General features: G+C 68.3%; 21 protein-coding genes and 4 pseudogenes. 18 read left to right on the top strand and 7 right to left on the bottom strand.

Features of this window, described 5'->3' with window-relative positions; all coding sequences use genetic code 11:
- Positions 1-28 precede the first annotated feature (28 nt).
- Positions 29-730 carry a hypothetical protein gene (locus ABD901_RS35695; RefSeq protein ID WP_345133832.1) on the top strand — a complete coding sequence of 234 codons (702 nt, stop codon included), beginning with the start codon at positions 29-31 and terminating at the stop codon, positions 728-730.
- Positions 731-923: 193 nt separating this feature from the next.
- Here ABD901_RS35695 and ABD901_RS35690 read toward each other — a convergent pair whose 3' ends face one another.
- Together ABD901_RS35690 and ABD901_RS35685 are read right to left on the bottom strand one after the other, a co-directional pair.
- Positions 924-1,724, bottom strand: coding sequence for a gasdermin (locus ABD901_RS35690; RefSeq protein WP_345133830.1), 801 nt, complete (start codon positions 1,722-1,724; stop codon positions 924-926).
- 27 nt (positions 1,725-1,751) lie between these two features.
- A complete protein-coding gene (locus tag ABD901_RS35685) occupies positions 1,752-4,463 on the bottom strand; it encodes a CHAT domain-containing protein (RefSeq protein WP_345133828.1) in 2,712 nt (903 codons plus the stop codon).
- Between the two features lie 1,700 nt (positions 4,464-6,163).
- Between ABD901_RS35685 and urtA the strand changes: the two genes are divergently transcribed.
- The 13 genes and pseudogenes from urtA (at position 6,164) to ABD901_RS35620 (ending at position 16,858) form a co-directional block, all read left to right on the top strand.
- The gene (gene urtA / locus ABD901_RS35680; protein WP_345133826.1) at positions 6,164-7,459 is read left to right on the top strand and encodes an urea ABC transporter substrate-binding protein; all 1,296 of its coding nucleotides are present in this window, start codon (positions 6,164-6,166) and stop codon (positions 7,457-7,459) included.
- 112 nt (positions 7,460-7,571) lie between these two features.
- Positions 7,572-8,456, top strand: coding sequence for an urea ABC transporter permease subunit UrtB (gene urtB / locus ABD901_RS35675; RefSeq protein WP_345133823.1), 885 nt, complete (start codon positions 7,572-7,574; stop codon positions 8,454-8,456).
- Positions 8,453-9,547, top strand: coding sequence for an urea ABC transporter permease subunit UrtC (urtC, locus tag ABD901_RS35670; RefSeq protein WP_345133821.1), 1,095 nt, complete (start codon positions 8,453-8,455; stop codon positions 9,545-9,547). Before urtB ends, urtC begins: the two co-directional genes overlap by 4 nt.
- On the top strand, positions 9,544-10,380 hold the full coding sequence (gene urtD / locus ABD901_RS35665; protein ID WP_345133819.1) for an urea ABC transporter ATP-binding protein UrtD: 837 nt from the start codon (positions 9,544-9,546) through the stop codon (positions 10,378-10,380). The genes urtC and urtD overlap by 4 nt, the downstream gene beginning before the upstream one ends.
- 1 nt (position 10,381) lies before the next feature.
- A complete protein-coding gene (locus ABD901_RS35660) occupies positions 10,382-11,065 on the top strand; it encodes an ATP-binding cassette domain-containing protein (RefSeq protein WP_190255869.1) in 684 nt (227 codons plus the stop codon).
- A gap of 155 nt (positions 11,066-11,220) precedes the next feature.
- Positions 11,221-12,834 carry a purine-cytosine permease family protein gene (locus ABD901_RS35655; RefSeq protein WP_380139508.1) on the top strand — a complete coding sequence of 538 codons (1,614 nt, stop codon included), beginning with the start codon at positions 11,221-11,223 and terminating at the stop codon, positions 12,832-12,834.
- Complete coding sequence (locus ABD901_RS35650; protein ID WP_345133910.1) at positions 12,834-13,400, top strand: TetR/AcrR family transcriptional regulator; 567 nt, start codon at positions 12,834-12,836, stop codon at positions 13,398-13,400. The genes ABD901_RS35655 and ABD901_RS35650 overlap by 1 nt, the downstream gene beginning before the upstream one ends.
- The gene (locus tag ABD901_RS35645; RefSeq protein WP_345133812.1) at positions 13,397-13,972 is read left to right on the top strand and encodes a TetR/AcrR family transcriptional regulator; all 576 of its coding nucleotides are present in this window, start codon (positions 13,397-13,399) and stop codon (positions 13,970-13,972) included. The genes ABD901_RS35650 and ABD901_RS35645 overlap by 4 nt, the downstream gene beginning before the upstream one ends.
- Positions 13,973-13,982: 10 nt before the next feature.
- A pseudogene (locus ABD901_RS35640) lies at positions 13,983-14,060 on the top strand (beta-ketoacyl-ACP reductase); the annotation flags it as partial.
- A 19-nt stretch (positions 14,061-14,079) separates the two neighbouring features.
- A complete protein-coding gene (locus ABD901_RS35635) occupies positions 14,080-14,643 on the top strand; it encodes a hypothetical protein (protein WP_345133915.1) in 564 nt (187 codons plus the stop codon).
- Between the two features lie 798 nt (positions 14,644-15,441).
- Positions 15,442-15,684, top strand: coding sequence for a hypothetical protein (locus ABD901_RS35630; RefSeq protein ID WP_345133810.1), 243 nt, complete (start codon positions 15,442-15,444; stop codon positions 15,682-15,684).
- Positions 15,685-16,236: 552 nt separating this feature from the next.
- A pseudogene (locus ABD901_RS35625) lies at positions 16,237-16,428 on the top strand (DUF1062 domain-containing protein); the annotation flags it as partial.
- A 28-nt stretch (positions 16,429-16,456) separates the two neighbouring features.
- Complete coding sequence (locus ABD901_RS35620; RefSeq protein ID WP_345133807.1) at positions 16,457-16,858, top strand: DUF1062 domain-containing protein; 402 nt, start codon at positions 16,457-16,459, stop codon at positions 16,856-16,858.
- Positions 16,859-17,010: 152 nt separating this feature from the next.
- Here ABD901_RS35620 and ABD901_RS35610 read toward each other — a convergent pair whose 3' ends face one another.
- From ABD901_RS35610 to ABD901_RS35590, 5 genes and pseudogenes are all read right to left on the bottom strand, one after another.
- Complete coding sequence (locus ABD901_RS35610) at positions 17,011-17,451, bottom strand: hypothetical protein (RefSeq protein WP_345133804.1); 441 nt, start codon at positions 17,449-17,451, stop codon at positions 17,011-17,013.
- A gap of 125 nt (positions 17,452-17,576) precedes the next feature.
- Positions 17,577-17,819 (bottom strand): annotated as a pseudogene (locus tag ABD901_RS35605) (transposase); the annotation flags it as partial.
- A 17-nt stretch (positions 17,820-17,836) separates the two neighbouring features.
- Positions 17,837-18,409, bottom strand: a complete 573-nt coding sequence (locus tag ABD901_RS35600) for a methyltransferase (RefSeq protein WP_345133801.1) — start codon at positions 18,407-18,409, stop codon at positions 17,837-17,839.
- Positions 18,410-18,416: 7 nt separating this feature from the next.
- Positions 18,417-18,782, bottom strand: a complete 366-nt coding sequence (locus ABD901_RS35595; protein ID WP_486303872.1) for a methyltransferase family protein — start codon at positions 18,780-18,782, stop codon at positions 18,417-18,419.
- A gap of 254 nt (positions 18,783-19,036) precedes the next feature.
- Positions 19,037-20,263, bottom strand: a complete 1,227-nt coding sequence (locus tag ABD901_RS35590; RefSeq protein ID WP_345133794.1) for a polysaccharide deacetylase family protein — start codon at positions 20,261-20,263, stop codon at positions 19,037-19,039.
- Positions 20,264-20,397: 134 nt separating this feature from the next.
- On the opposite strand from ABD901_RS35590, the gene ABD901_RS35585 reads away from it, so the two are divergent.
- The 4 genes and pseudogenes from ABD901_RS35585 to ABD901_RS35570 all read left to right on the top strand — a co-directional run bounded on the left by ABD901_RS35585 (position 20,398) and on the right by ABD901_RS35570 (position 25,406).
- Positions 20,398-20,784 (top strand): nitroreductase/quinone reductase family protein, encoded by a 387-nt coding sequence (locus tag ABD901_RS35585; RefSeq protein WP_345133791.1) that lies wholly within the window; start codon positions 20,398-20,400, stop codon positions 20,782-20,784.
- Positions 20,785-20,803: 19 nt separating this feature from the next.
- Positions 20,804-22,582 carry a bifunctional metallophosphatase/5'-nucleotidase gene (locus ABD901_RS35580; protein ID WP_345133788.1) on the top strand — a complete coding sequence of 593 codons (1,779 nt, stop codon included), beginning with the start codon at positions 20,804-20,806 and terminating at the stop codon, positions 22,580-22,582.
- Between the two features lie 130 nt (positions 22,583-22,712).
- Positions 22,713-22,796, top strand: a pseudogene (locus ABD901_RS35575) (IS5/IS1182 family transposase); the annotation flags it as partial.
- A gap of 1,044 nt (positions 22,797-23,840) precedes the next feature.
- The gene (locus ABD901_RS35570) at positions 23,841-25,406 is read left to right on the top strand and encodes a purple acid phosphatase family protein (RefSeq protein ID WP_345133785.1); all 1,566 of its coding nucleotides are present in this window, start codon (positions 23,841-23,843) and stop codon (positions 25,404-25,406) included.
- Positions 25,407-25,527: the final 121 nt, after the last annotated feature.

Raw genomic sequence — 25,527 nt, 5'->3', positions numbered from 1 at the left:
GGAGCATCCCTGAGGCACCATCGGGCGCGTGGCCAATGTTGCGACCATCTTCGTCCGCGCCGAGCCGCTCGACGCCGCGCTGACGGCGGACGACCTGCTCTCGGCGGTGATCAGCCCCGAGCGGGGCAGCTACTACGTGCCCGTGTGGCACGCCGCAGCGGACGGTTTCATCGACCTGCAGTACGGCGCCCGATGGAGCGGCGTCCCCGCCCCGGAGTTCATCTGGGAGCGCTACGGCGACCGCCTGGCCTCGCTCTGGGTCCGCTACTACAACGACGCCGGCGAATTCGACGAGATCGCCCACCGCACCGCCGGGATGACGAAGACGTCGCCGTGGCGGGTGTGCGAGTACCACTACGACTCCCTGCTGCTGACCTCGCGCACGGGCGCCGAGCAGCGGCGTGAGCTCGGCCCGCAACAGCGCCGCGCCGCGAACGAGCGCGACATCCTGGGCAGGATCGAGCGGGACACCCCGACGACCCCGACGTCGTTGTGGTCGTCGGAGAAGGCGTACTGGCTCGAGGCGTGGCGCGCCTACGGCGTGCCCGGCGAGACAATGGACGAGGTGGCGGCCCTGGCACCGGACCTGCTGCGGGCCGAACTGCTGTGGGAGGGCCGCCCGGTGGAGGTCGCCGAGCGGGTCGGCCCGAGCGCGAGCCACTGGATCCAATGGTCCCTCGACGACTGGGACACCTGCGCGGACCTCGACTACCTCCTGCGGGATGAGTAGTCGCTGACGAGCCTCCTGCGGTACCACTGCCGCGGTGTCCCGTCCGGCCCGTCCTCCAGCCGCTCGTAGAAGGCCCCCGCCCCGCTGTCGCGCGCTGCGGGATGCCCGGCCGAGAACGTGATCACCTCGATCACGCCGCGCGAGGAGCTCCCGGAAGATCAGGTAGACGAGGGTCAGGTGTGCCGGACGGGCGCTACGGGTTCGGCTCCACGACGATGAAGGCGTCGTCGTCGGGGCCGCCGAGGAAGGCCCGGGTCGGCACCGTATCCTCCCGAACGTTCAATGTGGCCTCTTGCACGAGGAACCGGAGCCCAGCGATCGGGTCGAACCGCAGCTCAACGAGCTCGACGCCGATCGCAAGCCGGAGGGTCCCCGCATACCGCAGCTCCGCGGCACCGGTCTGTGCGACGGACACGGCCGCGGCGACCCCGGCCGTCCGCAGCACCGACAGGTCCAGCTTTGCGGCCTGTCCGTCGGCCCGTTCCGCGCGGACGCTGAGCGACTGCGACCGCACGACGCCGGTGGCCAGGTAGTACCGCGACCCGGACGTCCACAGTGGATGGTCCGGATCGGGCCGGGCCCCGGTGAGCTGTGAGCCGAGCGAGCCGAGGTCGACGGACGTCCGCCGGCAGTCGCTGAACCGGAACGACAGCGATGCCACTTGCGAGCGCCGGTATTCCGCCTTCACCGCGTCGACGAGCGCAGCGGCGCCCAGCGCGGCGAGGAAGCCTTCAAACAGCCCGATCCCGGCCTCCCAGGAGATCGTGCTGGACGCCACCCCGGACAAGTCGGCCAGCGTCTCGTGTCTGGCCGGCGGCAGTTGCGGGGTGGGTCGCAGGAAGCCATTGACGCTGGCGGGCGGCAGCACCCGGCCACCCTGTACCACGTAGAGGTCGCCGATCGACGCCGCGGCTCGTGGCACCGTAAGCAGGTTGAGCCCGTAACGATCCAGGAAGGCCCGCACCAGCGGATCCGTGGTCGTGCGTCGGCACATGGGGCAACTCCGGTCGCTCGGGTCGGCTCAGGTCGATGGTGCTTCGGGCCAGGTTGACGGGGTCAGGCAGTCGCCGGTCGCGGCGAATGCGGCCCAATAGAACGGGTGCTGCCAACGCGGCTGCCGGCGCAGCGCACCGGCGGCCAGCGAGAGCGCCCCAGCGACGGTCGCGCCGGCCTGGAGTGCGTCGTAAAAGTGTCGCATCAGCTCCGCGGTGGCCTCGTCCTCGACCCGCCACAGGCTGGCGACGATGGCCCTGGCACCGGCCTGCAGGAACGCGGCGACCAGACCGTCGACGTCGCCGGCGGCGTCATGACCCAGCAGCCCGGTGTCGCAGCCGGACAGCACCACCAGGTCCGGCCGGATACCGAGGCCGGCGATGTCGTCGGCTGTGACAACGACGGCGTTGCCCGTCGTCCGGGCGCGCAGGACGATGCCGGAGCCCGCCGGGTCCTCGGCTGAGAAGCGTGCGTGCGTGGCGAGGTGCAGGATGCGGGCCCGGCGCAGCAGGGGCAGCACCTCGTCGGGCGTCGCGGCCTCGCCGATGCGGGTGTCGGCGTCCAGCAGCAGCCCGACACGCCGGGCCTCCTCCGCCGCGTGTGGCAGGTCACCGACCGGGTCGCCGACCACTAGGTGGCCGGCGCGGTCCGACGGCGCCCGCCGCAGCAGATGCTCGAGCACGCCGAGGGACGGCACCGTCGCGACAGGCAGCGGTCCCGCGGACGATCGCCAGCCCGTCTCGGCGATGAGGGCGGCCCACGGGATCCGCTGGGTCCATTGGTCGGTCGACAGGATCAGCGACTCGATGCCGGCCAGGAGCTTCGCGGCGTCGTTGACGAGAGGCCGGATCTGTGCGGTCCAGTTGGATCCGGCGGGATCGGCGGACAGGTCACGCAGTTCGCGACCCATCAGCTCGATGAGCCAGTCCGGACCGTCCTCGTCGAAGTGCAGCGAGAGCGGCCGCGGTTCGTCCCAGCCGTGTCGGAAGACCACCAGGAAGATGAAGAAGCCGCCGCCGAACCGCTGCGCGCAGTGCAACGTCCCGAGCCCGGTCCCGGGTCCGACCCGGTCCGCCAGGGCGACAATACCCGGCCCGTCCACGACGCTCGACCGGCGGCGCTCGACGTAGTCGGCGGCGTCCTGGCTCAGCTCGCGGAGGTCGGCCCACAGGTGGGTGAGCTCGTTCTCCGCGGCGCGGCGGGCCAGCAGCCCCGCCGGCTCGGTGTCCAGGCCTGCACGGGCATCCGCGGCGTCCAGCCGGGCGAGCAGTCGCAACAGCTCGGCCTCCCGATCCAGCCGATCCTGCGGCACTGACGACGGCGCCCGGGCCGTATGCCGGGACAGCAGCTCGCCGAGCCGCCGAGACTTCGAGGCCTCCGCCCACTGCACCGCCCGCCAGGCGCCGTCGGACCGGCCGTGCAAGGCGACCATAACCGACGTGGTCACCGCCCCGTCGACGATCCAGCGGAAGTCGGCGGCTCGCCGCCACCGATACCCGGCGGTCAGGTTGACGAACTCCCGCAGCAGTTGTCCCGCCCCGATGTGGAACATGATGGCCGCGTCGAGCGGGTCGTCGTTCTCCCCGTCGACCCACCTCCAGAACTCCGCCCAGCCCAGCCGGCCGGCCAGCTCGACCCGGAGCAGATCCTCATGCCCGGCCAGCTGCAGTGCCCACGACCACACTTCGATGGCGGCGAGTCGCGCCTGCGAGGTCTCGCGCTCGCTGTGGCAGTCGCCGGCGAGCCGGCCGGCCCGCACGCGCCAACGCCGGGGTCGCACGTCGGCGAGCACATCCAGCGATTCCAGCGCGCAGCGGGTGGCCTCGGCCAGCAGGTCTGCGTCCGGTTCGTGCTGGAACAGCCGCAGCAGCGCCTCGCCGAGCAGGTACTGCACCATCGCCGGGCGGGCCGGATCGCCTTCGTCCTGCGCGGGGGCACTGCGGAGCAGGTCGATCGCCGCCCGGACGTCCTCGACGTCTCCGAACCGCTCATGGCGCATGAGCAGCGCGTCGGCCAGCGCGGCGACGTCCTCCACAGACGGTTCGGTGGCGCACAGTTCGTAGGCCGACGCCACGAGGCGGTCCACATCGGACGGGAGACCGAGCGCGTGGTACCGCTCGCCCAGGGCCGCCACCAGGGCGTGGGTGCCGTACTCCCGGGCCTGCTCCGCGGCCGTCGTCAGCGCCTCGTCGTAGGCGGCGATGGCCAGGTCGAGCTCGGCGGAGGCGCCCGACCGGCGCCACGTGTGCATCCGGGCGTCGCCGATGGACAGCCAGGCGTGGGTCCGGATCCCGGACTCGGCCGTGCGCTCCAGCACGGCGGCGTAGATCTCCAGGATCTGCCGGGATGTGCCGTGACCGCGGCCGGAGCCCGACTGGCGATCGAGCGCCGCGACGAGCATGTCCATCGCGCGCAGGACCAGGCCCTGGACGTGCTCGTCGGCACCGCTGACCGCCAGCGCCTGCCCGCAGGCGACGATCGCGTCGCTGATGTCGTCCATGACGGTGTCCAGGATCAGCCCGACCGGCATGCGGGCCGCGGCCCGCTCGACCAGCAGATTGGCCACGATGGCCCGCTGGGTTGCGCGGACCTGTGCGGGCACGTCGTCGCGCCAGGTGGCCACGCGGAGGCTGATCGCGGAGTCCAGGGCCCTGTCGTCGCCCGTGTCCGTGAAGTCCTGGTAGGCGAGGTCGGACGCCGCGACGAGGTCCTCGAACGGTATCTGCTCCGGATCGTTCACTGCCGTACTGGCCGGATGTCGACGGCTGCGGCCCGATCGCTCGTCGGCGTTGTGGAGGACCCGGCATTGGCACGCGTCATGTCGACCCCTTCCGGAGACGTGGCCCGGAGGTTACCGCGACGGCACGACGCGGTTCAATGCCTCGCCTCGCCGTTCTCGGAGTCGGCGACAGCAAGGTGACGCTGCCGGGGGATTGGGGTCGGTGGCGACGCGGTCGCGGCAGGTGTGCTTGGAGTGGTACAGGTGGTCGTCTGCGCGGGCAGCGGTGTTGAGACCGTGTCGCCGGACAGTGCCGATGTGGCGCCGATGTCGGCTGTGGCCGCGCGGGCCGGCGCGTAGCGGGTCCGCGGGGATGCACCGCGCCGCCTCATTGTCGACGGCTATGACGACCACCCAGCTCAGGAAGACATCCATGCTGCCGGCCGCGTTCCTGAGGCTTGACCGGTCCGCGCTGACCGCGGCCGCTCCATCGATCTTCGCCCACCCGGTCGGCCGCAGCCGGAACGAGCCGGCCGGTGCGTCCGCCGGCGCAGGCGGTTGCCGCCGTTGCCCGGGACGAGTGGCGGCTAGCACATCCTTGTAGCGCCCATATCTACGACTGCTTCGGCTTCGGTCGAGCGCTACCACAGCGGAGTCCACCGCAGCGACCTGACGCAGCAGGCATTTCCGATCGCTCAACCCCTAGCGATCGATATCCAGACGCAGCACATCAGCCAAGATCAGTGGCGTGGGCATTTGGTGCGTGTCGCCCCCCGGCACGCACCCCACCCCACCGCCCAGCTCAATACGTGTTCGGAGCCATCGAGCCGCTCGACGGATCGAACCCCCATACCCTGAGCCCCGATCCACCGATGCCGCGCCGCGGGCGGAGCCGGTACGGCCTGCCGTTCCCAGCGGAACAGTGGTGGCGCAACGGACGAGGCCGCGCTTACGCGCGGCAGGCGAAGTTCGCCGTGTTCGAACTGGTCGTGTTGCCCAGTGGCGCAGACACAGCATCGCGACCCCGCTCGTCACCGCCCGGCGGGAATCCCGGCCAGAGCCGTTCGCCACGCTGTGCGAGCGCCGGCGTAATCCGCCGGGCGCACGGAGCGCGACCGTTGGAGGTGCGGCCGGCGCTGCATCAGCGGCCAGATGTGCGAGCCCGCGCTCCGCCGCCGGTAGTGTCCGTCGATCGCCGGACGGCGGGCCTGGCGTGCGGGGCGAGGCGAGGCGACGCTGTGGTTCGACGCGGCCGAAGTGCTGGACGTTGCGGTCGCCGGCGCGGCGAAGGTTTCGCCGGAACCGATCGAGCAGGACGGAAGTGCATCGCGTCCTGGGCCGCCCGCCGATCGCGCAACACCGTCTCGGCGGGATGCAGTGCATCGGCGCCTCCAGGATGTCAGAAGTGTGCCATCGTTCTGCCCCCCATCTCGAGCGCGACAGAACTCTGACATCGCCCTTCTGCGATTTTCCGTGTATTTCCGAGGCCAGTTCAGCCCTGCCGGGCGGCGGTTACATAGTTGGAACGATCGAGAAATGTCAGAGTAATGACACAAGGCCAATCTGCTCTCACCTGCAGCAGCCGGCTGCACCTCGTTTGGCGATACCGGGCTGGGCGCTTTGGACGCCGGCGGCTCGGCCCGGGACATGAACATCCGCACCATCCGCTGTGCCGCGACCCCGGCGTCACGCCTCCTTGACCAGGAACGGAGTTCCCGCATATGTCCACCACCAGCAAGCGGCTGCGCACGCTTGTCGCCACGGGCGCCTTCGCGACGACCGTCGCCCTCGTGCTCGCCGGCTGTGGCGCCAAAGCCGGCGACGAAACGTCCGGCAGCAAGTCGGCCGGACCCAGTTGCGTCGACACCTCCGGCAGCACTATCAAGCTCGGCTTCCTCAACTCCCTCACCGGCGGCATGGCGATCTCCGAGAAGACCGTCTCCAACGTGCTGCACATGGCCGCCGACGAGATCAACGCCGGCGGCGGCATCCTCGGAAAGAAGATCCAGTACATCCAGGAAGACGGCGCCACCGATTGGCCCACCTTCGCGGAGAAGACCGAGAAGCTGCTCACGCAGGACTGCGTCGGCGCGATCTTCGGCGGCTGGACCTCGTCCTCCCGCAAGGCCGTCAAGCCGGTCGTCGAGAAGAACAACGGCCTCTTCTTCTACCCGGTGCAGTACGAGGGCCTTGAGGCGTCGCCGAACATCTACTACACCGGCGCGACCACCAACCAGCAGATCATCCCGGCGATGGACTTCCTCGCCTCCAAGGGGGTGAAGAGGCTGTTCCTCGCCGGCAGCGACTACGTCTTCCCGCGCACCGCGAACGCGATCATCAAGCTCTACGCGGCCAAGCTTGGCATCGCGATCGTCGGTGAGGAGTACGTACCCCTCGACAAGGACGACTGGACCACCCAGGTGGCGAAAATCAAGGCGGCCAAGCCCGACTTCATCTTCAACACCATCAACGGCTCGTCGAACGTCGGCTTCATCAAGGCCTACTACGACGCCGGCCTCACCGCGGCGACGACGCCGATCATCTCGGTGTCGATCGCCGAGGAGGAGGCGCCGGCCATGGGCCACGAGGTCACCGGCCACTACGCGTCCTGGAACTACTTCCAGTCGCTCAAGACCGACACCAACCCGAAGTTCATCGACAGCTGGAAGGCCTACCCCAAGAGCAGCGGCGTCACCTCCGACCCGATGGAGGCCGCCTACATCTCGCTGTACCTGTACAAGGCCCTCGTCGAGGCGGCCGGCTCGTTCGACGTCAACGCGGTGAACGCCGCAGCGAAGAAGAACACCATCACGTTCGCCGCGCCGGAGGGCACCGTCACGCTCGACGGCGAGAACCACCACATCTCAAAGCCGGGTCACATCGGCCGGATCAACGCCAGCAACCAGTTCGACATCGTCTGGTCCTCCGACAAGTTCATCAAGCCCGACCCGTTCCTCAACGGCTACGACTGGTTCCCGGCGAACGTCCGCGACCAGCTCGTGAAGGCCGCGGGCTGATCGGCCCCACCCCCACCCGGACGCGGAGTTGCGTGTCGCCTGCGGCAGGCAACCCCGCGTACCCGGATCCGAATCCCCCCTCACACCCACCCCGCACAGAGAGCGAGAGCACGTGGACGCATTGATCCCACCGCTGCTGAACGGCAGCGCACAGGGTGCGCTGCTCCTGCTCGCCGCGCTCGGCCTCTCGCTCACGTTCGGTCAGATGGGCGTGATCAACATGGCCCACGGCGAGTTCCTCATGATCGGCGCCTTCACCGCCTACCTCGTCCAGCAGGTCATCGACTCCAGCGATCTGTCGATCCCGGTCGCACTGCCGGTCGCGTTCGTCGTCGCCGGACTGTTCGGCCTCCTGCTGGAGGTCAGCATCATCCAATGGATGTACCGCAGGCCCCTCGACACCCTGCTCGTCACGGTCGGTGTCAGCCTGATCCTGCAACAGGCGGCGCTGCAGATCTTCCCGTCCCAGGGCGTCCCGGTGAAGAAGCCAGGCTGGCTCGACGGGCAGTTGACCATCCTTGGCTACGACTGGCCGCTGCGGCAGGTGTTCACCATCCTGCTCGCGACCGTCTGCGTCGCCGCGCTGGCGGCCTGGCTCAAGTACACCTCGTTCGGCCGCCGCATCCGGGCGACCGTGCAGAACCGGGACCTCGCCGAGACCGCGGGGATCTCCACCCGCAACGTCGACCGCCTGACCTTCTTCGTCGGGTCGGGGCTGGCCGGGGTCGCCGGAGTGGCCGCGTCGCTCATCGGCGGCACGAACTCCCAGATGGGCGCGCAGTACATCATCCCGGCCTTTCTCGTCGTCGCCGCCGGCGGCATCGGCCAGCTCAAGGGCACCATCGTCGCCGCGTGGGCGGTGGGCGTCGTCCTCTCGTGCTTCGCCTACTGGACGACCGGCAGCCTCGCGCAGGTGTTTGCCTTCATCCTCGTGATCGTCTTCCTGCAGCTGCGACCGCAGGGCCTGTTCACGGTGCGAACCAGGAGTCTGGTATGACCAAACTGAAGCCACGGCTTTCCCTCGTCGGCATCGGGGTGTTCGCCGTCCTGCTCCTCGCGGTCGCTCCCCTCGTACTCACCGATCACTGGCTCGGCAACCTCGGCAAGTACTGCTGCTGGGCGATGGCCGCCGTCGGCATCGGCCTGGCGTGGGGCCGAGGCGGGATGCTCGTGATGGGGCAGGGGGTGTTCTTCGCCCTCGGTGCCTACGCGATGGCCATGCACCTCACGCTGGAGACCGCCGGTGACGGGGTCCCGGGGTTCATGGTGCTCTACGACCCGCTCGCGCCGCTCCCGGCGTTCTGGGAGCCGTTCCGCAGCGCTGCGTTCACCCTGCTGGCCATCGTGCTGCTCCCGGTGATCGCGGCCGGCATCCTCGGCTACGCGCTGTTCAAGCGCCGCGTGAAGGGCGCGTACTTCGCGATCCTGACGCAGGCGCTCGCCGTCGCGCTCGCCACCCTGATCAGCTCCACAATCCGCGAGACCGGCGGCGACACCGGGCTCAGCGACTTCAAGTACTTCTTCGGTTTCGTGCTGAAGGACCCGGCGAACAGGAACATGGTGTACCTCATCACGGCCGCGCTGCTCGTCGTGTGCCTGCTCGTGGTGTGGCAGCTCTACCGCAGCCGCTTCGGTGAGCTCCTCGTCGCCACCCGGGACGCCGAGGAGCGCGTGCGCTTCCTCGGCTACGACCCGGCCAACATCAAGCTCGTCGCCTTCGTCGTCGCAGCGCTGATGGCAAGCATCGGCGGAGCGATGTTCGTGCCCATCGTCGGCATCATCACGCCGGCCGAGATCGGTGCTGCCGCTTCGATCCTCATGATCGCGGGCGTTGCCTTCGGCGGCCGCGCCTCGCTCTTCGGCCCCGCGCTCGGCGCGATGGCGGTCGGCTGGGGGCAGTCGAGCCTCGGCTCCACCTGGCCCGACGGCTGGACCTACATCATCGGCCTGCTGTTCATCGTCGTCATCCTCTTCCTGCCGAAAGGACTGTCGTCGGTGCTGGCCAGGTATACGGCAGCGCGACGGGGCCCGGGCGAACAGCCCGCGGCGGCGACCGCCACCCTGCAGCTCGAGGAGGCGAAGTCGTGACCGACGCCTCGCTCGTCGTCACGGACCTCCACGTCGAGTTCTCGGGCTTCGTCGCGGTCGGCGGCGTCTCCTTCGACGCGCACCCTGGCGAGGTCCGGTTCCTCATCGGCCCGAACGGCGCCGGCAAGACGACCTGCATCGACGCCATCACGGGGCTCTCTGCGGCCACCGGGTCGGCGAGGCTCGGCGAGCGGGAGCTGCTCGGCAGGCCGGTGCACAAGATCGTCCGACTCGGGGTCGGCCGCACGTTCCAGACCGCCAGCGTCTTCAACGAGCTCTCGGTGCTGCAGAATCTCGATATCGCCGCCGGACGCCACCGCCACTGGGCCTCGCTGCTACGGACCCGGCGTGGCGTCGACCCGTCGATCGTGCAGGCGCTGGAGGAGACAGGACTCGCTGGCGAGCTCGCCACGCCGGCCGGCATCCTGTCGCACGGCCAGAAGCAGTGGCTGGAGATCGCGATGCTGCTCGTGCAGGACGCGAGGGTGCTGCTGCTCGACGAACCAGTCGCCGGCATGAGCCAGGACGAGCGGACCGCGACCGGCGAGCTCCTGCAGCGCGTCGCGGCGAAGCGCATTGTGCTGGTGGTCGAGCACGACATGGACTTCATGCGCCGCTTTGCCACGCGCGTGACGGTGCTGCACCAGGGCAAGGTGCTCTCGCACGGCACGGTGGCCGAGGTGCAGGCCGACCCCAAGGTGCAGGAGGTCTACCTCGGCACTGCGGGCGCCGCGACCACGGCCGCAATGTCGGTCGTGCCCGAAGCGGCAGCCGTCGGGCTCGCAGGCTCGCCGGAAGTGGCAGCCGGGACGCAGCAGCAGGAGGAGGACTGACATGCTTGAACTCACCGACATCGAGGCCGGCTACGGACGCACGCGGGTGCTGCACGGGGTGACGGTGCCGGCCGGGAAGGTCGTGGCCGTGCTCGGCCACAACGGCGCCGGCAAGACGACGCTGCTGCGGGTCGCGATCGGGCTCATCAAGCCGACGAAGGGCCGCGTGTTCTTCGACGGCGAAGACATCGCGTCGCTCGCCCCCAACAAGCGCGTCGCTCGCGGCATGGCGTACGTGCCGCAGGGTCAGCAGGCGTTCGGGCAGCTCACCACGCTCGAGAATCTGCAGCTCGTCGCCGACGGACGCCGGGGCGGCAAGGCCCTCATCGACGCGCAGCTGGCTCGCTTCCCCGCGTTGGAGCAGTTCGCAGCCCGGAAGGCAGGCCTGCTCTCGGGCGGGCAGCGCCAGCAGCTCGCGATCGCCCGCGCCCTCATCACCGAGCCGAAGCTGCTCATCCTTGACGAGCCGACCGAGGGCATCCAGCCCACGATCGTCGCCGAGATCGAGCGCACCATCGTGCAGCTGGCCGGCGAGGGCATCAACGTGCTGCTCGTCGAGCAGCACATCGGCTTCGCCCTCGAGGCCGCTGAGCGCTACGTCGTGCTCGCCTCGGGCTTCGTCACCCAGACCGACGAGGGGGGTTCGGCAGCCATCTCCACCGTGCGAGCCGCCATGGCGATCTGAGCCGACATTACCGGTTTCCGGACCTGCAATACTTTCGTAACAACGAACCCGGAACATGCCCCACGCCCGGCGCGTGAGGGGATGCCACTATGAGCAGGACAGGCAACGCGCGCGCGGCCGCGGAGGACAGCCTCGAGGACTATGCCTTCCGATATGTGCCGCGCACCTTCCGGCGCTGGAGCGCGGCGTCCGTCGGCGCGACAGCCCTCGGGTCCATCGCGTTCCTCGCCGATTTCTCGATCGGCGCGACCATCGGCATCGACCACGGTACCGCCAATGCCATGCTCGGCATCCTGTTCGCGTCGGTCATCATCGTCATCGTGGGCGTACCCGTCGCCTACTACGCCGCCCGCTACAACCTCGACCTCGACCTCATCGCCCGTGGCTCGGGATTCGGCTACTACGGCTCGATCATCACAACCGTGGTCTTCGCGGGCTTCACCTGCATCTTCTTTGCCTTGGAGGGCGCCATCATGGCGCAGGGGCTGCAGGTGGCAACGGGGACGCCGCTGTGGCTCGGCTATCTCATCTCGACCGTGGTCGTGATCCCGATCGTCATCTACGGCATGCGTGCGCTGGAGCGCCTGCATTTCTGGACCACGCCCCTGTGGCTCGCCCTCGCCCTGCTGCCGCTGCTGTGGATCATCGTCTCCGACCCCGAGTCAGTGCGCGCCTTCACGTCGTTCAACGGCAACTCCGACGGCTCGATCAGTTTCGGCGCCGTTGTCTCAAGCGCGGCCGTGTGCTTCGCCCTCACCCCGCAGCTGGCGGAGCAGATCGACTACATCCGCGCCATGCCGCCGCGCACGCCGTCGAACGCCCGCTCGTGGTGGACGTCGTTCGCATTGTCCGGCCCGGGCTGGGTCATCTTCAGCAGCACCAAGCAGATGATCGGGGTGTTTCTCGCTGTCTACGTCCTCGTGAAAGTCGATCCCACCCTCGGGCACTCCGCGACCGAACCGGTCAAGCAGTTCGTCGGCATGTACCAGACCCTGTTCCCCGACTGGCTCGCAATCGTCCTCGCCCTCGTGCTCATCGTGGTCGCGCAGGTGAAGATCAACGTGACGAACGCGTATTCGGGCTCGCTCGCCTGGTCGAACGTCTTCACCCGGGTGGCAAAGCACTACCCGGGTCGCACGATCTTCGTGCTGCTCAACCTTGTGATCGCGTACGCGCTCATGATGCTGGACGTCTTCACCCTCATCTCCTTCGTCCTGAGCCTGTACGCGAACGTCGTCATGGCGTGGCTCGTGACGATCGCCACTGATATCGCGATCAACAAGTGGGTGCTGCGCATCTCGCCACGCTTCCCGGAATTCCGCCGTGGCATGCTGCACGACTGGAACCCGGTGGGGCTCGTGTCGGTGGGGCTCGCCTCGGTGCTTTCGCTGCTCGCGTTCGCCGGGCTGCTCGGCACCGCCGTCAAGCCGTTCTCGGTGCTCATCGCGATCGGCGTCGCGTTCGTCGCCACGCCGGTCATGGCCCTCGCCACCCGGGGGCGCTACTACCTCCGCCGCCGCTCCGACGGCATCGACTCTCCCCTGTTCGACGAGCACGGCAACCCCTCGGGCGAGCGGCTCCGCTGCCATGTCACCGGATATATGTTCGAGCGACCGGATATGCTGGCCTCGGCCCAGCGAGGGGCGCACGGCCAGGTGCAGTACGTCTCGTCGCTGGCGCTCACGCTCGACGATTCCGATCGCTACGTGCTTCCGCCGGAAGTCAACGGCCCCCCGCACTGGGCGACCGATCGAGGCAGGGGAACGTGATGGAGGAGCCGGTCGACACCGCGACCGCGATTCTGGCGAGCGCGGCGGTTCTGCTGCGTGAGCACACGTTCGACGACATCTCCTATCGCGCCCTCGCCGACGAGGTCGGCATCTCGGAGCGCACGGTTTACCGCCAGTACCCCACGCGTGCGCACCTGCTCGCCGCACTGTCGAACTGGATCGAGCAGACCCATTTCCCGCTGCCGCCGTTCGTGACCGTGGCCGATTTCCGCGCTGCCGTGCACGAGCGCTTCCGCGCCTTTGACGCGTCGCCCGCGTACGCATTCGTCAGCGCACGGGCGTCTACGATCTCGCTGACGCTCGACGCCGAGCCCGCCTACATCACGCGTGCGATCGAGGCAATGCTCGACGTGTCGGCTTCGACGCTCAACCGGCGGGATCGGCGGCGGGTCGCGGCATCCCTGCTTTACTTCTCGTCGGCGATGTTCTGGGCGCGACTGCGCACGGGCTTCGACCTGGATGCCGGCGAGATCTGCGACGCGTTCGATCGCGCCGTGGGCACAGTGCTCGCGAGGCTGCCCGACGCGACGTGGGCGGAGCCGTGAGCGGGTCGATGGCCGTCCCGGCGCTGAGCGGCACGCAAGCGGCGATCCTCGCCGCCTACGCCGAGCTGATCGAGGAAGTCGGCAGCGACGACGTGTCGTACCGGCTCGTCGCCCGCCGGGCCGGCATCGCCGAGCGCACGGTGTTCCGCAACTACCCTACGCGGGTCGATCTGCTGCTGGCGACCGCAGCGTGGATCGAGGCGACGGTGTTCGTCCGCGAGGAGTCACATTCGATCTTCGACATCCCCCTCGCGATCCGCGACGCGATGCAGCGGTACGACGCGCGGCCGGAACTCGCGCACGTCGTCGCCGAGACGGCAATGCGCGGTGTGAGCGGCGCGGCGCCGTCGGTCGGCCGGGCGCACCTCGAGCGGCTGCTGGACGCCGAGGTGCCATCCCTCGACGCGGCGCAGCGCAGAGCGGTCATCGTGGCGCTGTCCCACCTCGACTCCGCCGCGACCTGGGTGACGTTTCGCCGCGAGTTCGGCATGGACCGGCGTGACATCGCCGACGCAGCCGCATGGGCAGCGGAGGCGGTGCTCGACAGCATCCGCGACCGCGTCGTCCCGTAGGCGCCGGGCCGGCCAAGTGAACTACGCTGCATCCAAAGCCGGACTGGTCGGCGTAGCGCGATCCATGGCACGGGAGTTCGGCAAGCGAACATCAATGCCTGCAGTCGGTGCTGTGGAACGGCACCGCCGCAGAGGCACCCCTCGACCAGGCGCTGCCGGCCGGCCTGGTCACCGTCTCGGTGAACGACCGGCCACTGAGCCGGCTGCTGTTCGCCTGGCGGGCCGACCCGGCCACGCCGCTGGTCCGCTCGTTCGCCCGGATCGCCACCGGTCACAAGACCAGACATTCGTGTCGCCACCGCCGGTCAGCTGTGACACTTCCCGACCGCCCGCATCGCCTCCTTGCTGCCCTGCACGAGCAGCCGCTCCCACAGGACGGAGCCGGCGACCGCACCGAGCACCGGGCCGACGACGTAGACCCACCAGAACGGAAACTCGACGGCAACGATGTCCGGGCCGAGGGTTCGTGCCGGAGCATGTTCAGCACCACCCGCCAGGGCTCCGCCCAGTTACCAGCCACGGTGCGGCACTTGTGCCGCCTAAGCATCGGCGAACGCGTGCTCCTGACCGCAGACCTGGCGAAGAATCTACCGGTCGCGCGGCCGCCCGGCGCAATCCGCACCTCTGATCGTAAGCACATCAGAACACGGCGAATATCTCACAGACTGTAGCGATCGATGTCCAGGTGCAGCACATCATTCAAGATCAACAGCGTGGGCATTTGGTGCGTGTCAGACCCCGGCATGCACCTCACCCCACCGCCCAGCTCAATACGTGTTCGGAGCCATCGAGCCGCTCGACGGATCGAACCCCCATACCCTGAGCCCCGATCCACCGATGCCGCGCCGCGGGCGGAGCCGGTACGGCCTGCCGTTCCCCGCGGAACAGTGGTGGCGCAACGGAGGAGGCCGCGCTTACGCGCGGGCAGGCGAGGTTCGCCGTGTTCGAACTGGTCGTGTTGCCCAGTGGCGCAGACACAGCATCGCGACCCCGCTCGTCACCGCCCGGCGGGAATCCCGGCCAGAGCCGTTCGCCACGCTGTGCGAGCGCCGGCGTGATCCGCCGGGCGCACGGAGCGCGACCGTCGGGGGTGCGGCCGGCGCTGCATCAGCGGCCAGATGTGCGAGCCCGCGCTCTGCCGCCGGTAGTGTCCGTCGATCGCCCTGCTGGATCGAGGCGCTGATCCCAGCATCGCAGCGCGCGGCAAGCAAGGCTGGCCGATCGACGCAGCTCTGGTGCTGCACCAAGTTAAGAAGTACCGAATCGAGTGGGCTGAGGGCGCCGCGCTGCTGGAGCAACACGGCCAAAAGACCGATCAACTCCCGATCGGTGAAACCTAGGCGCCAGACGCACGCGCATCAGCCATGTCAGTGGGCTCGCCACCTCCAACGGTCACCGCAGGTAGGCGCGACCTGCGGTTGTCCCGCAGCTTGTGGCGGCCGACCGAGCGTTGTCTGCGGCATGTGCGGATGTCCGCGCCCACCCTCAACGCCACGCCGGGCATCATCGATACCATGCTCGTCGAGGTAGAGAAGATCGCCAAGTTCCCGTGGAGTCCTGTTCTGGCCCAGATCAGTACGCCCCTCGGGCGGACGGCGGTTCGCCGGTGCGGCGATCCGAATGCCTGTACCGTGCCAAAACTCATCGCACCTGGTGTGAGCTGCTGTTTCGCGACCCTGGCGCAAGGTGGCGGGCGTGTTCTGTTGTACTGAGCGCGGTGCGCGTGTTCGGCTGGCTGCCGCAGGCCACACGCGGTCGAGCTCCGACACATCGATGTCCCACGCAGCACTGCGTATGAGCCGAGGAGGCCCGAACGCCACAATCGTCAATACCCCGACCGACGTACCCCTCCGGGATAGCTCAGCGACCCCGCGACACCGAACGAAGCCGATGCATGGCATCTCATATGCCTCCTCGGCGTCGCCGTCATCATGTACGGCCCGCGCCACTAATTCGGGCGCACCCGGCGGATCTTGTGACCCCCGTGACTGCGGGCCGTCGGCATGGGCATGGGGCGCCATTGCCTCGATCCGACTCTGGCGCCACCCAAGATCCGCCGGACAGAACCTGGCGGTGAGGCGCTCTAAAAACCAGTGGACCAGCGCCGCTGTGCGCCACTACCGTGCTGCCGAGCCAAGTCGTCTAGTCAAGGACGCGCCGTTGTACACCCTGTGAGACCTCCCGAGCGCTGATTCGTCGCGCGTCGCACATGTGCGCCGCGATCCTTCCTGCTGCGGACTTCTCACTGAAACCGGTGTACTTCTATGCTCAAACACGGAACTGTCGTGCCCACCTGCCTGCCGCTCGTACTCCACCGTTCCCACGCGTGCGCGTCCGAGCGGTTCCAAGCAAGCGGTAATTTTCGCGTCACCGCAAACCACAAGCTCCTCGACGCCTGGCTCCTCGTGCTCTGCACCGCCTGCGGGGACCCTGCGAAGCCCACGGTCCTGGAGCGGATGAATATGCAACTCCACACGACCCGAGGTGCTGGACCGGCTGCACGACAACGACGCCGGCCTGACAGCCGAGCTGCTCCATGGTTCGGTCGTGCAATGCCGCAATCGCATCGCCCTCGACTGGGACAACGCCTGGCGCCTCGACACCGGCGGATCGGATCGCTTTGACCGTGAGGTGATCGACGTCTCGGTCCGCTTTGCGGCGCGGATCCCGGTCCGGCCGGTGCGACTGATCGCCGAAGGCTGCGGTCTTTCGCGGGCCGAGGTCGAGAGACTGATCACGGAGGGAAACTCGTTTCGGCAATCCGGCTGGGTGGCAGGCACTCCGGCGACTTCACCTTCACGCTCAAGCGCTGAGCCCTCCGCGGGACCCGGGGCCTGTCCGGCAAATCCGTCGGGCAGGCCCTACGTTGTGTCTCGCGGATCATGACTTTGATTCGTTGAACGAGTATGGCTCGTGGAGACCTGAGCAACGCCGAGTGGGCTGTGCTGGAACCGTTGCTTCCGACGCAGGCCGCTCGTGGCGGGCGGTGGCCTGACCACCGGCAGGTTGTCAACGCGGATGGCCGCGAGCAGCGAAGCTCAGCTCCTTCGTCGGCGTTCGATGGCAGCTCGGACGGCCAAGCGCGCCACTGTCAGAAAGGCTGACACGCTCGAATCGACGTCGTGCGAACGGGCGGTGGTGAGCGTGACCCGGACTCCTGCGCCCTCAAATACGGACGACAAGCCTCTGGTGGCCACCTGGCTGTTCAGTTCATCTCGAAGGCCGGACTCGACTGCGGCAGCAAATTCAGCACGAAGCGGGTGAGCCAGGCTGACGAACTCGAACTCGTTTGTCCCGCCCTCGAGCGGCTCGATGTCGACCACGATCTCGGCATAGACCGGCTGCGCCCCGGTGCTGGGCGAAAGACGCATTCGAACACCAAATATCGGTCCGCTGAACAGGGATGACATGGTGCACTCCCGAAAAGTCGACGATATTCGGAGCCAGTCTTCACCGAGCGGCGGCACCAGATCACGCACCCCCCTGTCGCTAGGCCGCACGCCATCGCCAACAGCCAAAGATCCGCGAGACAGAACCTGTACGGCAGCGGCACTTGTGATCTATGTGCTGGTGGCCGGGTCGGAGCGGCGGCGGTGGTGGTGGTGATACCCGCACGCAGCGCCGGGGCGATCATCTGCAACGCCAGTTGCGGCTTGGTCGCGAACTCGATATCGGCGGGGATACCGGCGGCCGCACACCGGCCCGGGTCGGCGACCCAGGACCGCGGCAGGTAGAGCCGGACATCCAGCAGCGCCCGACCGGCCGCGCAGGCGTAGCCGAGGAACACCCCGATCTGGCTGTTTTCGACCCTCCCAAGGGATCGGCCAGGATCCCGCTCGACGCGGACCCGAAATCAGTGCCCGGTCAGGCACACACCGCCTCGAGGATCGACACATCTGATGCCGTCGCAACGACCCGCTCGAGCCGGAAACCGCAGGTCTGCAACAGCGACTCGTGTTCGCTGCGGGTGCGTTGCCTGCCCCCGGTGTGGATGAGCATCATGATGTCCATGGCTTTAGACCAGTCGGGCCCAGGGTCGTCGGGGATGACGCTCTCCACCAACAACAGCCGCGCATGCGGCGGAGCGGCCTTCCGTACGGCGGCCAGGATCGCCGTGGCCCGCTCGACGTCCCAGTCGTGGATCACGTCCATGAGCATGTAGGTGTCGCAGACCGGCAGCGGGTCCTTGAAGAAGTCGCCAGCTTGCAGCGTGAGCCGATCGGAGGCGATCTGCGCGGCACGCTCGATCACCGGGGGCAGGTCGAAAAGGATGCCCGTGGTTCGCTCGGCCGCGTCCACCACCGCCTGCAGTAGGTGTCCTTGGCCGCCGCCGATGTCGGCGATCGTTCCGCAGTCCGAGAAGTCGTAGGCGGCCAGGACACTCGCGACCTGGATACGCGCCTTTGAGACCATCGCGGCGTCGAAGACCCGGCCCACCTCGGGATCACTGTGAAGGATGGCGAAGAACCCGTCCGGATGCAGCTTGTTCCGCGGCCGGGAGTCCAGTCTGGAGTGAGTAGTCGAAGTAACCCAGTTGCTTTGCAGTACGTTCGGTTCCGAATGTTGCCACGAAGTCACGCCAAGACTGGGGATGGTCGGAACGGAGCATTCGCGACGCGCCGGTGTGGGTGAAGCGGTCGTCGCTGGCCGCGAAGACGCCATGGGCAGCGAGGAGGCGAAGCACACGACCGAGGGCCTCGGGATTCGCCCCGGTAACTTCGGCCAGCTCCTCGGCCGTCCGCGGCGTGTCGTCGAGCGCGTCGGCGACGCTGAACCTGGCCACGGAGGCCAGACAGTGCCCAACAAACAGGCCCCGAGCGCCCCGGTCAGTGTGTCGAAGAGCCCCGTCTGTCGATCGATCGCGGCATGGTGATCATCACTGGCGGGCATGAAACGCCTCCGATTTGTCCCCGGCTGCACGCGACGGCGCAATCGTCGTCGCAATCATTGTGCGAGCCGTAAGGCGTCGTCGACAGAGGGATAACCCTGGTTCGGTCCCGACGAAGCGTGTTGACTCAGCTGCGCCACGACCCGACTGCGTACCCCTGACAGGAGTCGGGGCGCTCAGGCCGCGCCGAGGTAGCCGGCCCAGCCGCCGTCTGGCTTCTGCCCGACCGGCAGTTTCCGCAGCTTCTGCAGTACCGCGGGATCCTGCGCCTCGAGCCAGTCCACGAGCTGGCGGAACGACACGAACCGCACGTCGTCGTGCTGCGCCATCTGGTGCGCGGCATCGGCGACGGCGTCCATGTAGATGCCGCCGTTCCAGCGCTCGAAGTGGTTGCCGATGATGTACGGCGCCCGGTTGGTGGTGTAGGCCCGCTGGAAGCCGGCCACGAACGCGTCGCGGGCCTGCTGCTGCCAGGTGGAGCGCTTCGCGGCGTCGCCGTTGGGCGTTTTCGACTGGTTGTACATCATGTTGTAGTCCATCGAGATGACCTCGAAGCTGTGCCCCGGGAACGGGATCTGCTGCATCGGCAGGTTCCACAGCCCGCCCGCGAACTTCGCCGGCCAGATCTGCGTGCCGGTGCCGGAGCTGTCGTACCGCCACCGCTTGACCCGCTCCGACCTGAGCAGGTTGGCCTGCCCCTCCAGGCACGGCGTGCGCCCGCCGACGAGCTCCTTCGTGTAGTCGAACGGCAGCGCCGGCAGGTCCGTGAACCCGGTGTTCGTCCGCCACTGCGACACCATCGCGACGGCCTGGTCGATCTCGCTGTCCCAGTCGGCCGGCGACCACTCCGACACCCCGCCCTTGCCGCAGAAGTGCCCGTTGAAGTGCGTGCCGATCTCATGCCCCTCGCCCCAGGCCAGCCCCACCTGCTCGATGGTGTCGTGCACCGACTGGTCGGACAGGTACCCGATCGCGGACGCCCCCGGCTGGTGCCGCGGCGGCTTGTAGAAGGTCTTGTTGCGCTCGGGCAGCGTGTAGATCCCGGACAGGAAGAAGGTCATCGACCCCTTGAGCTCCTTGGCGACGCCGCGGAAGCGGGTGAACAGCTGCGCCTGGGTCTCCCCGGCCCCGTCCCACGACATCACCACGAACTGCGGCGGCCGCTCGCCCGGCGCCAGCTTCTGCGGCACCGGCTGGTGCGGCTGCGCCCCGGTGTCGGCGGTGCTGCCGTCCCCGATCGGCCGCACCGGCGCCGCCTGCGACGCCCGCCCGGTCACCCGGGCCCCGGACGCGTCCGCACTCGCGGACCGCCGCGTCGCGACCGACTCGACGGTGAAACCGGCGACCGCCGCCGCCGTCACGCCGAGCGCCCCGCCCAGCAGCGCCCTTCTGCTGATCGCCATTGCCGCCGCCCCCATCGCCGCTACCTGAACCCGATAGCTGTCAAGGTAGAAATCCGTGATGAGAGTCGAATCATGGTTTCGTGCCACGGTCGTCGATGACCATGCCAACAAAACTATGCATGTACTGCAGCCCCTTGCGGATCCACGACGGGGAGGTCGCCTGGTACTACAACCTTGCCGCCAACCCCGACACGGTCCGCATCGAGGTCGACGGCCAGACCATCGACATGATCCCACGCCAACTCCACGGCGAGGAGCGCGCAGACGCCTGGGCGCGGATCACCGCCGCCGCGCCACGATTCGCGCAGTACCAGGAGAAGACAGACCGAACTCGAGCGACCGCCGTCGACACCCAGTTCCTCCCATGCGCCGCTCTTACCAGGGCGGATGGGGTTTTCGGCAAGGGCAGGCACATCATCCAGCGCGTGCTGGAGAGCGGCGTCGACCGGAGCACATACCTTACGGGTATCGATGCATTGACCGCCCGCTATGGTGCTCGGGACGCCCACGAGGCGTCCTGACCATCACGGAAGGCGCAACATGACCAACCTCTCCCGGCGCGGGGTCCTTGCCGCCGCCGCCGCGGCCGCCGCAGCCCCGTTCGTCGCGGGCCAGGGTGCACAGGCGAAGCCGACGCAGCCGAAGACCTGGGACCTCACGCTGCTCGGCACGTCGGACACCCACGGCAACGTCTACAACTGGGACTACTACAAGGACGCCGAGTACGACGACGGCGCGCACAACGATGTCGGCTTGGCCAAGGTGGCCACGCTGGTCAACGCCGTGCGCGCCGAGCGGCGCGGCAAGGCGACGCTGGTGCTCGACGCTGGCGACACGATCCAGGGCACCCCGCTGGCCACCTACTACGCCAAGCAGGAGCCGATCACCACCACCCGCGAGCAGCACCCGATGGCGCGGGCGATGAACGTCATCCGCTACGACGCCGTGACCCTGGGCAACCACGAGTTCAACTACGGGCTGCCGCTGCTGGACCTGTGGATCCGCCAGCTGGGCTTCCCGGCGCTGGCCGCCAACGCGGTGAACGTCAAGACCGGGCGGCCGGCGTTCCTGCCGTACGTCATCAAGAAGGTCAAGCTCGGCGAGGACGCGCCGCAGCTGCGGGTCGGCATCCTCGGCCTGACCAACCCCGGCATCGCGATCTGGGACCGGGCCAACGTCGAGGGGAAGCTGCGCTTCGACGACATGGTCGCCACGGCGGCGAAGTACGTGCCGCAGATGCGTGACCGCGGCGCCGACATCATTCTGATCTCTGCGCACGGCGGCGACAGCGGCACCTCCAGCTACGGCCCGGAGCTGCCGAACGAGAACCCGTCGGCGCTCATCGCCCAGCAGGTGCCCGGCATCGACGCGATCCTGTTCGGCCACGCCCACAACGACATCCCGCAGCGGTTCGTCACCAACGCCGCCACCGGGGCGCAGGTGCTGCTGTCCGAGCCGTCGAAGTGGGGCCAGCGGGTCACCCGGATGGACTTCACGCTCACCCGCGACCGGGGCCGCTGGCAGATCGCCAGCAAGGCAGCGAAGACCATCAACACCAACACGGTGGAGGCCGACCCGATCGTGCTCGCCGCCGTGCGCGAGCAGCACAACAAGACGGTCGCCTACGTCAACCAGCCGGTGGCGACCTCGGTGCAGGAGCTGTCGGCGGTCGAGTCGCGGTACAAGGACACGCCGATCCTCGACTACATCAACAAGGTGCAGACCGACGTCGTGACGGCGGCGCTCGCCGGCGGCACGTACGCGTCCCTGCCGGTGCTGTCCATCGCGGCGCCGTTCTCCCGCACCGCGCTGTTCCCGGCGGGCCAGGTCCGGATCAAGGACGTGGCCGGCCTGTACATCTACGACAACACCCTCGAGGCGGTCGTGCTCACCGGCGCCGAGGTGCGCGCGTACCTCGAGTACTCGGCGAAATACTTCGTGACCCTCGCCCCGGGCGCGCCCGTCGACCCGGCGACGATCAGCGACCCGGCCGTGCCGGACTACAACTACGACACGCTGTCGGGCATCGAGTACGACATCGACATCAGCAAGCCGGTCGGGCAGCGCATCACGCGTCTGGTCCACCCGGGCACCACCACGCCGGTCGGCGACGCCGAGCAGTTCGTCGTGGCAGTGAACAACTACCGGCGCTCCGGTGGCGGGAACTTCCCGGGGATCGTCAAGACGCAGGTGTACAACGCCCAGCAGGAGATCCGCCAGCTGCTCATCGACTGGGCGCAAGCCAAGGGCGCGATCGACCCAGCCGACTTCTTCACGCCGAACTGGCGGCTGGTGCGCGAGGGCACGCCGGTCTTCTAAAGCCCACGCCGGAATCCGGTGCGCTTTAAAGCTCACGCAAATAGGTCAGTCGGGTAGGGCCGGGTACGAAGCAGGCACGGACGTCCATGATCATGAAGGTGCTTACGCCTCGTGATCGCGGAAGGTGTCCGTGCCTGTTGTTCCATCATGGCTGATGTCCCCGTTGTGGGACCAGTTCGCCGCACTGTTGCCGGTGCGGCCGGTTGTCGCTCCTGCACCTGCCGAAAATAAAGCAGGTCAGGACAAGGCAAACGCCTCACAGGCTGTAGCGATCGATGTCCAGGCGCAGCACATCATTCAAGATCAACGGCGTGGCAATTGATGCGTGTCAGCCCCCGGCACGCACCCCACCCCACCGCCCAGCTCAATACGTATTCGGAGCCATCGAGCCGCTCAACGGATCGAACCCCCACGCCCTAAGCCCCGATCCACCGATGCCGCGCCGCGGATGGAGCCGGTACAGCCTTCCGTTCCCAGCGGAACAGTGGTGGCGCAATGCCGACGACGAGGCCGGACTTACGCGCGGGCGGGCGAAGTTCGCGGTGTTCGACCTGGGGTCGTGCTGCCCAACGGCGCAGACACGGATCGCGACCGCGCTCGTCACCGCCCTGCTGGCATCCCGGCCAGAGCCGTTCGCCACGCTGTGCGAGCGCCGGCGTGATCCTGGGTGGAACTTCAGGGTTTGCCGATACCCCGCGCAACCGCGCAGAAGTTGCACACATCTGCCCGCCGTCCGTGCGCGCTGGCCTGACCACACACGGTCACTCCGCGTACTGGGTCAGTCCTGGGTGGAACGCCCACGTGGCGCCCAGAGTGGCCGTAGTGCGCCAAACCCTCGGGCCTCCTCGATCGTGTAAGGCCCGATGTCCTCCTCTTCAAGCCGGGGAGCCTTGGCGATCTCCGCGGCGTTGGTCGGCACATGCCCGCGCCGCGCTACCTCGCCGATAGCGACCCGGATCGTCCGGTGAACGTGATGGGCGGTGCCGGCCGCGCTGCCGGACGCCTGCAGGGCCAGGCCGTCGGGACTTGCTGTCCGTTGCGGTGACTGCCATCTAGTGTTCATGCCCACCTCGCCGCGCCGGTTATCTGTGCTTCCTAGCGTCCGTGAGTGCGCGCACCACTGGCCTGCCGCAGTCCGCTGCCAGGTTCGAACCGCTGCTGTCCGGTCGGTGTTCGACTGCACCCGAAGACGCGAAAGGCCCTCGGAATGTCCGAAGAATCCAAGCAAACTCGAATCTCTCGTCGCAACGCGCTCGGCTTGTTCGGCGCGACAGTGTCCGGCGCCGCCGCCGGGCCACTGCTCCTCGGCGCCGGAGCCGCCGAGGCGGTTCCGGCGAAATCGGAGGTCACCGGTCTCACCACCGGCTCGGCCACCACCCCTGTCCAGGGCCTGCACCTGACCTTCGGCGCCGACCCACGCAGCCAGATGGTCGTCTCGTGGGTCACCGACGCGGCCGTGAAGAACCCGCGGGTCGTCTACGGCACGCTGAGCGGCGGCTTCGGCTCCACAGCGCACGCGACGACGAAGACCTACGTGGACGGCACCTCCGGGCGGACCGTCTGGGTCCATCACGCGCAGATCAGCAAGCTCAAGGCCGACAGCGACTACCTGTACGCGGCCCAGCACGACGGCGCCACCCCCGACGCCGGCACCTTCCATACGGCGCCGTCCGGCAGAGCTCCGTTCACCTTCACCAGCTTCGGCGACCAGGGTGCGCCCAGTGTGACGTGGAAGACTGGCGCGAACCCGGCCGACGCCTCGGGCCGGGACTTCGAGCCCAACGCCACGCCCGCCTCTGCCGACATCGTCACCGGCATCGAGAAGGTCGGCCCACTGTTCCACCTCCTCAACGGTGACCTCTGCTACGCCAACACCGGGCCCGACCGCATCCGCGTCTGGCACGACTTCCTGGCCAACAACAGCCGCTCAGCGCGATTCCGTCCGTGGATGCCGTGCGCGGGCAACCATGAGATCGAGCTGGGCAACGGCAAGCTCGGTCTCGACGCGTACCAGACCTACTTCGAGCTGCCCTCGACCGAGACCCAGCCCGAGCTCGACAACCTCTGGTACTCCTTCACGGTCGGCTCGGTGAAGGTGATCTCCCTGCAGAACGACGACATCGCCCTGCAGGAAGGCGGCGACATCTACATCAACGGCTACTCCGGCGGTCGGCAGCTCGCCTGGCTGGAGAAGGAGCTCAAGTCGGCACGGGCTTCGAAGGACATCGACTGGATCGTCATCTGCATGCACCAGGTGATGATCAGCTCTGCGACCGCCGCGAACGGCCCCGATCTCGCGCTGCGTGCGGCGTACGGCCCGCTGTTCGACAAGTACGGCGTCGACCTGGTGGTCTGTGGCCACGAGCACGACTACGAGCGCTCGTTGGCGGTGCGTGGCGTCGTCCCCGGCAGCGTCACCCTCACACCCAACCCGAGTCAGACCGCACTCGACGTGATCGAGAGCGAGCATGGCACGACGCACATGATCCTCGGCGGCGGCGGCGTGTCCGGCATCACCAACAACAGCTTCACCACCGACGACGCTGACGGTCACGGACATCACTCGGCATACGTCCAGACGAAGCACGTCGGCAAGTTCAACTCGGTCAAGGAGCAGGAGACGGCGATCTGGATCGGCGTCCGCGACGCGGAGCATCCGTACGGCTTCGCGGAGTTCACCGTCGACCCGGGCCGTCACCCCGGTGACATGACCCGTATCTACGTCACCTACTACAACATCATCACGCCCACAGGTGAGCTGTCGGTCTTCGAGAAGTTCACGCTCCAACGCCGTCGTAGTGACGGCGGCAACGGCCACCACTGACCCACCGCGACCAGCAGCAGTAGTCGTCAACGCCTGGGCCGGGACGACGTCGCGGCCCAGGCGTTGCTGGCCAGGAGGTTGTTGACGGCCGCGCTCCTTCACTGCGGGTCCGGTTGACATG

This window comes from Dactylosporangium darangshiense (assembly GCF_039537565.1).
Lineage (GTDB): Bacteria > Actinomycetota > Actinomycetes > Mycobacteriales > Micromonosporaceae > Dactylosporangium > Dactylosporangium darangshiense.
Note: the sequence above shows the minus strand (reverse complement) of the source record. Positions and strands in the feature narration are given on the sequence as shown.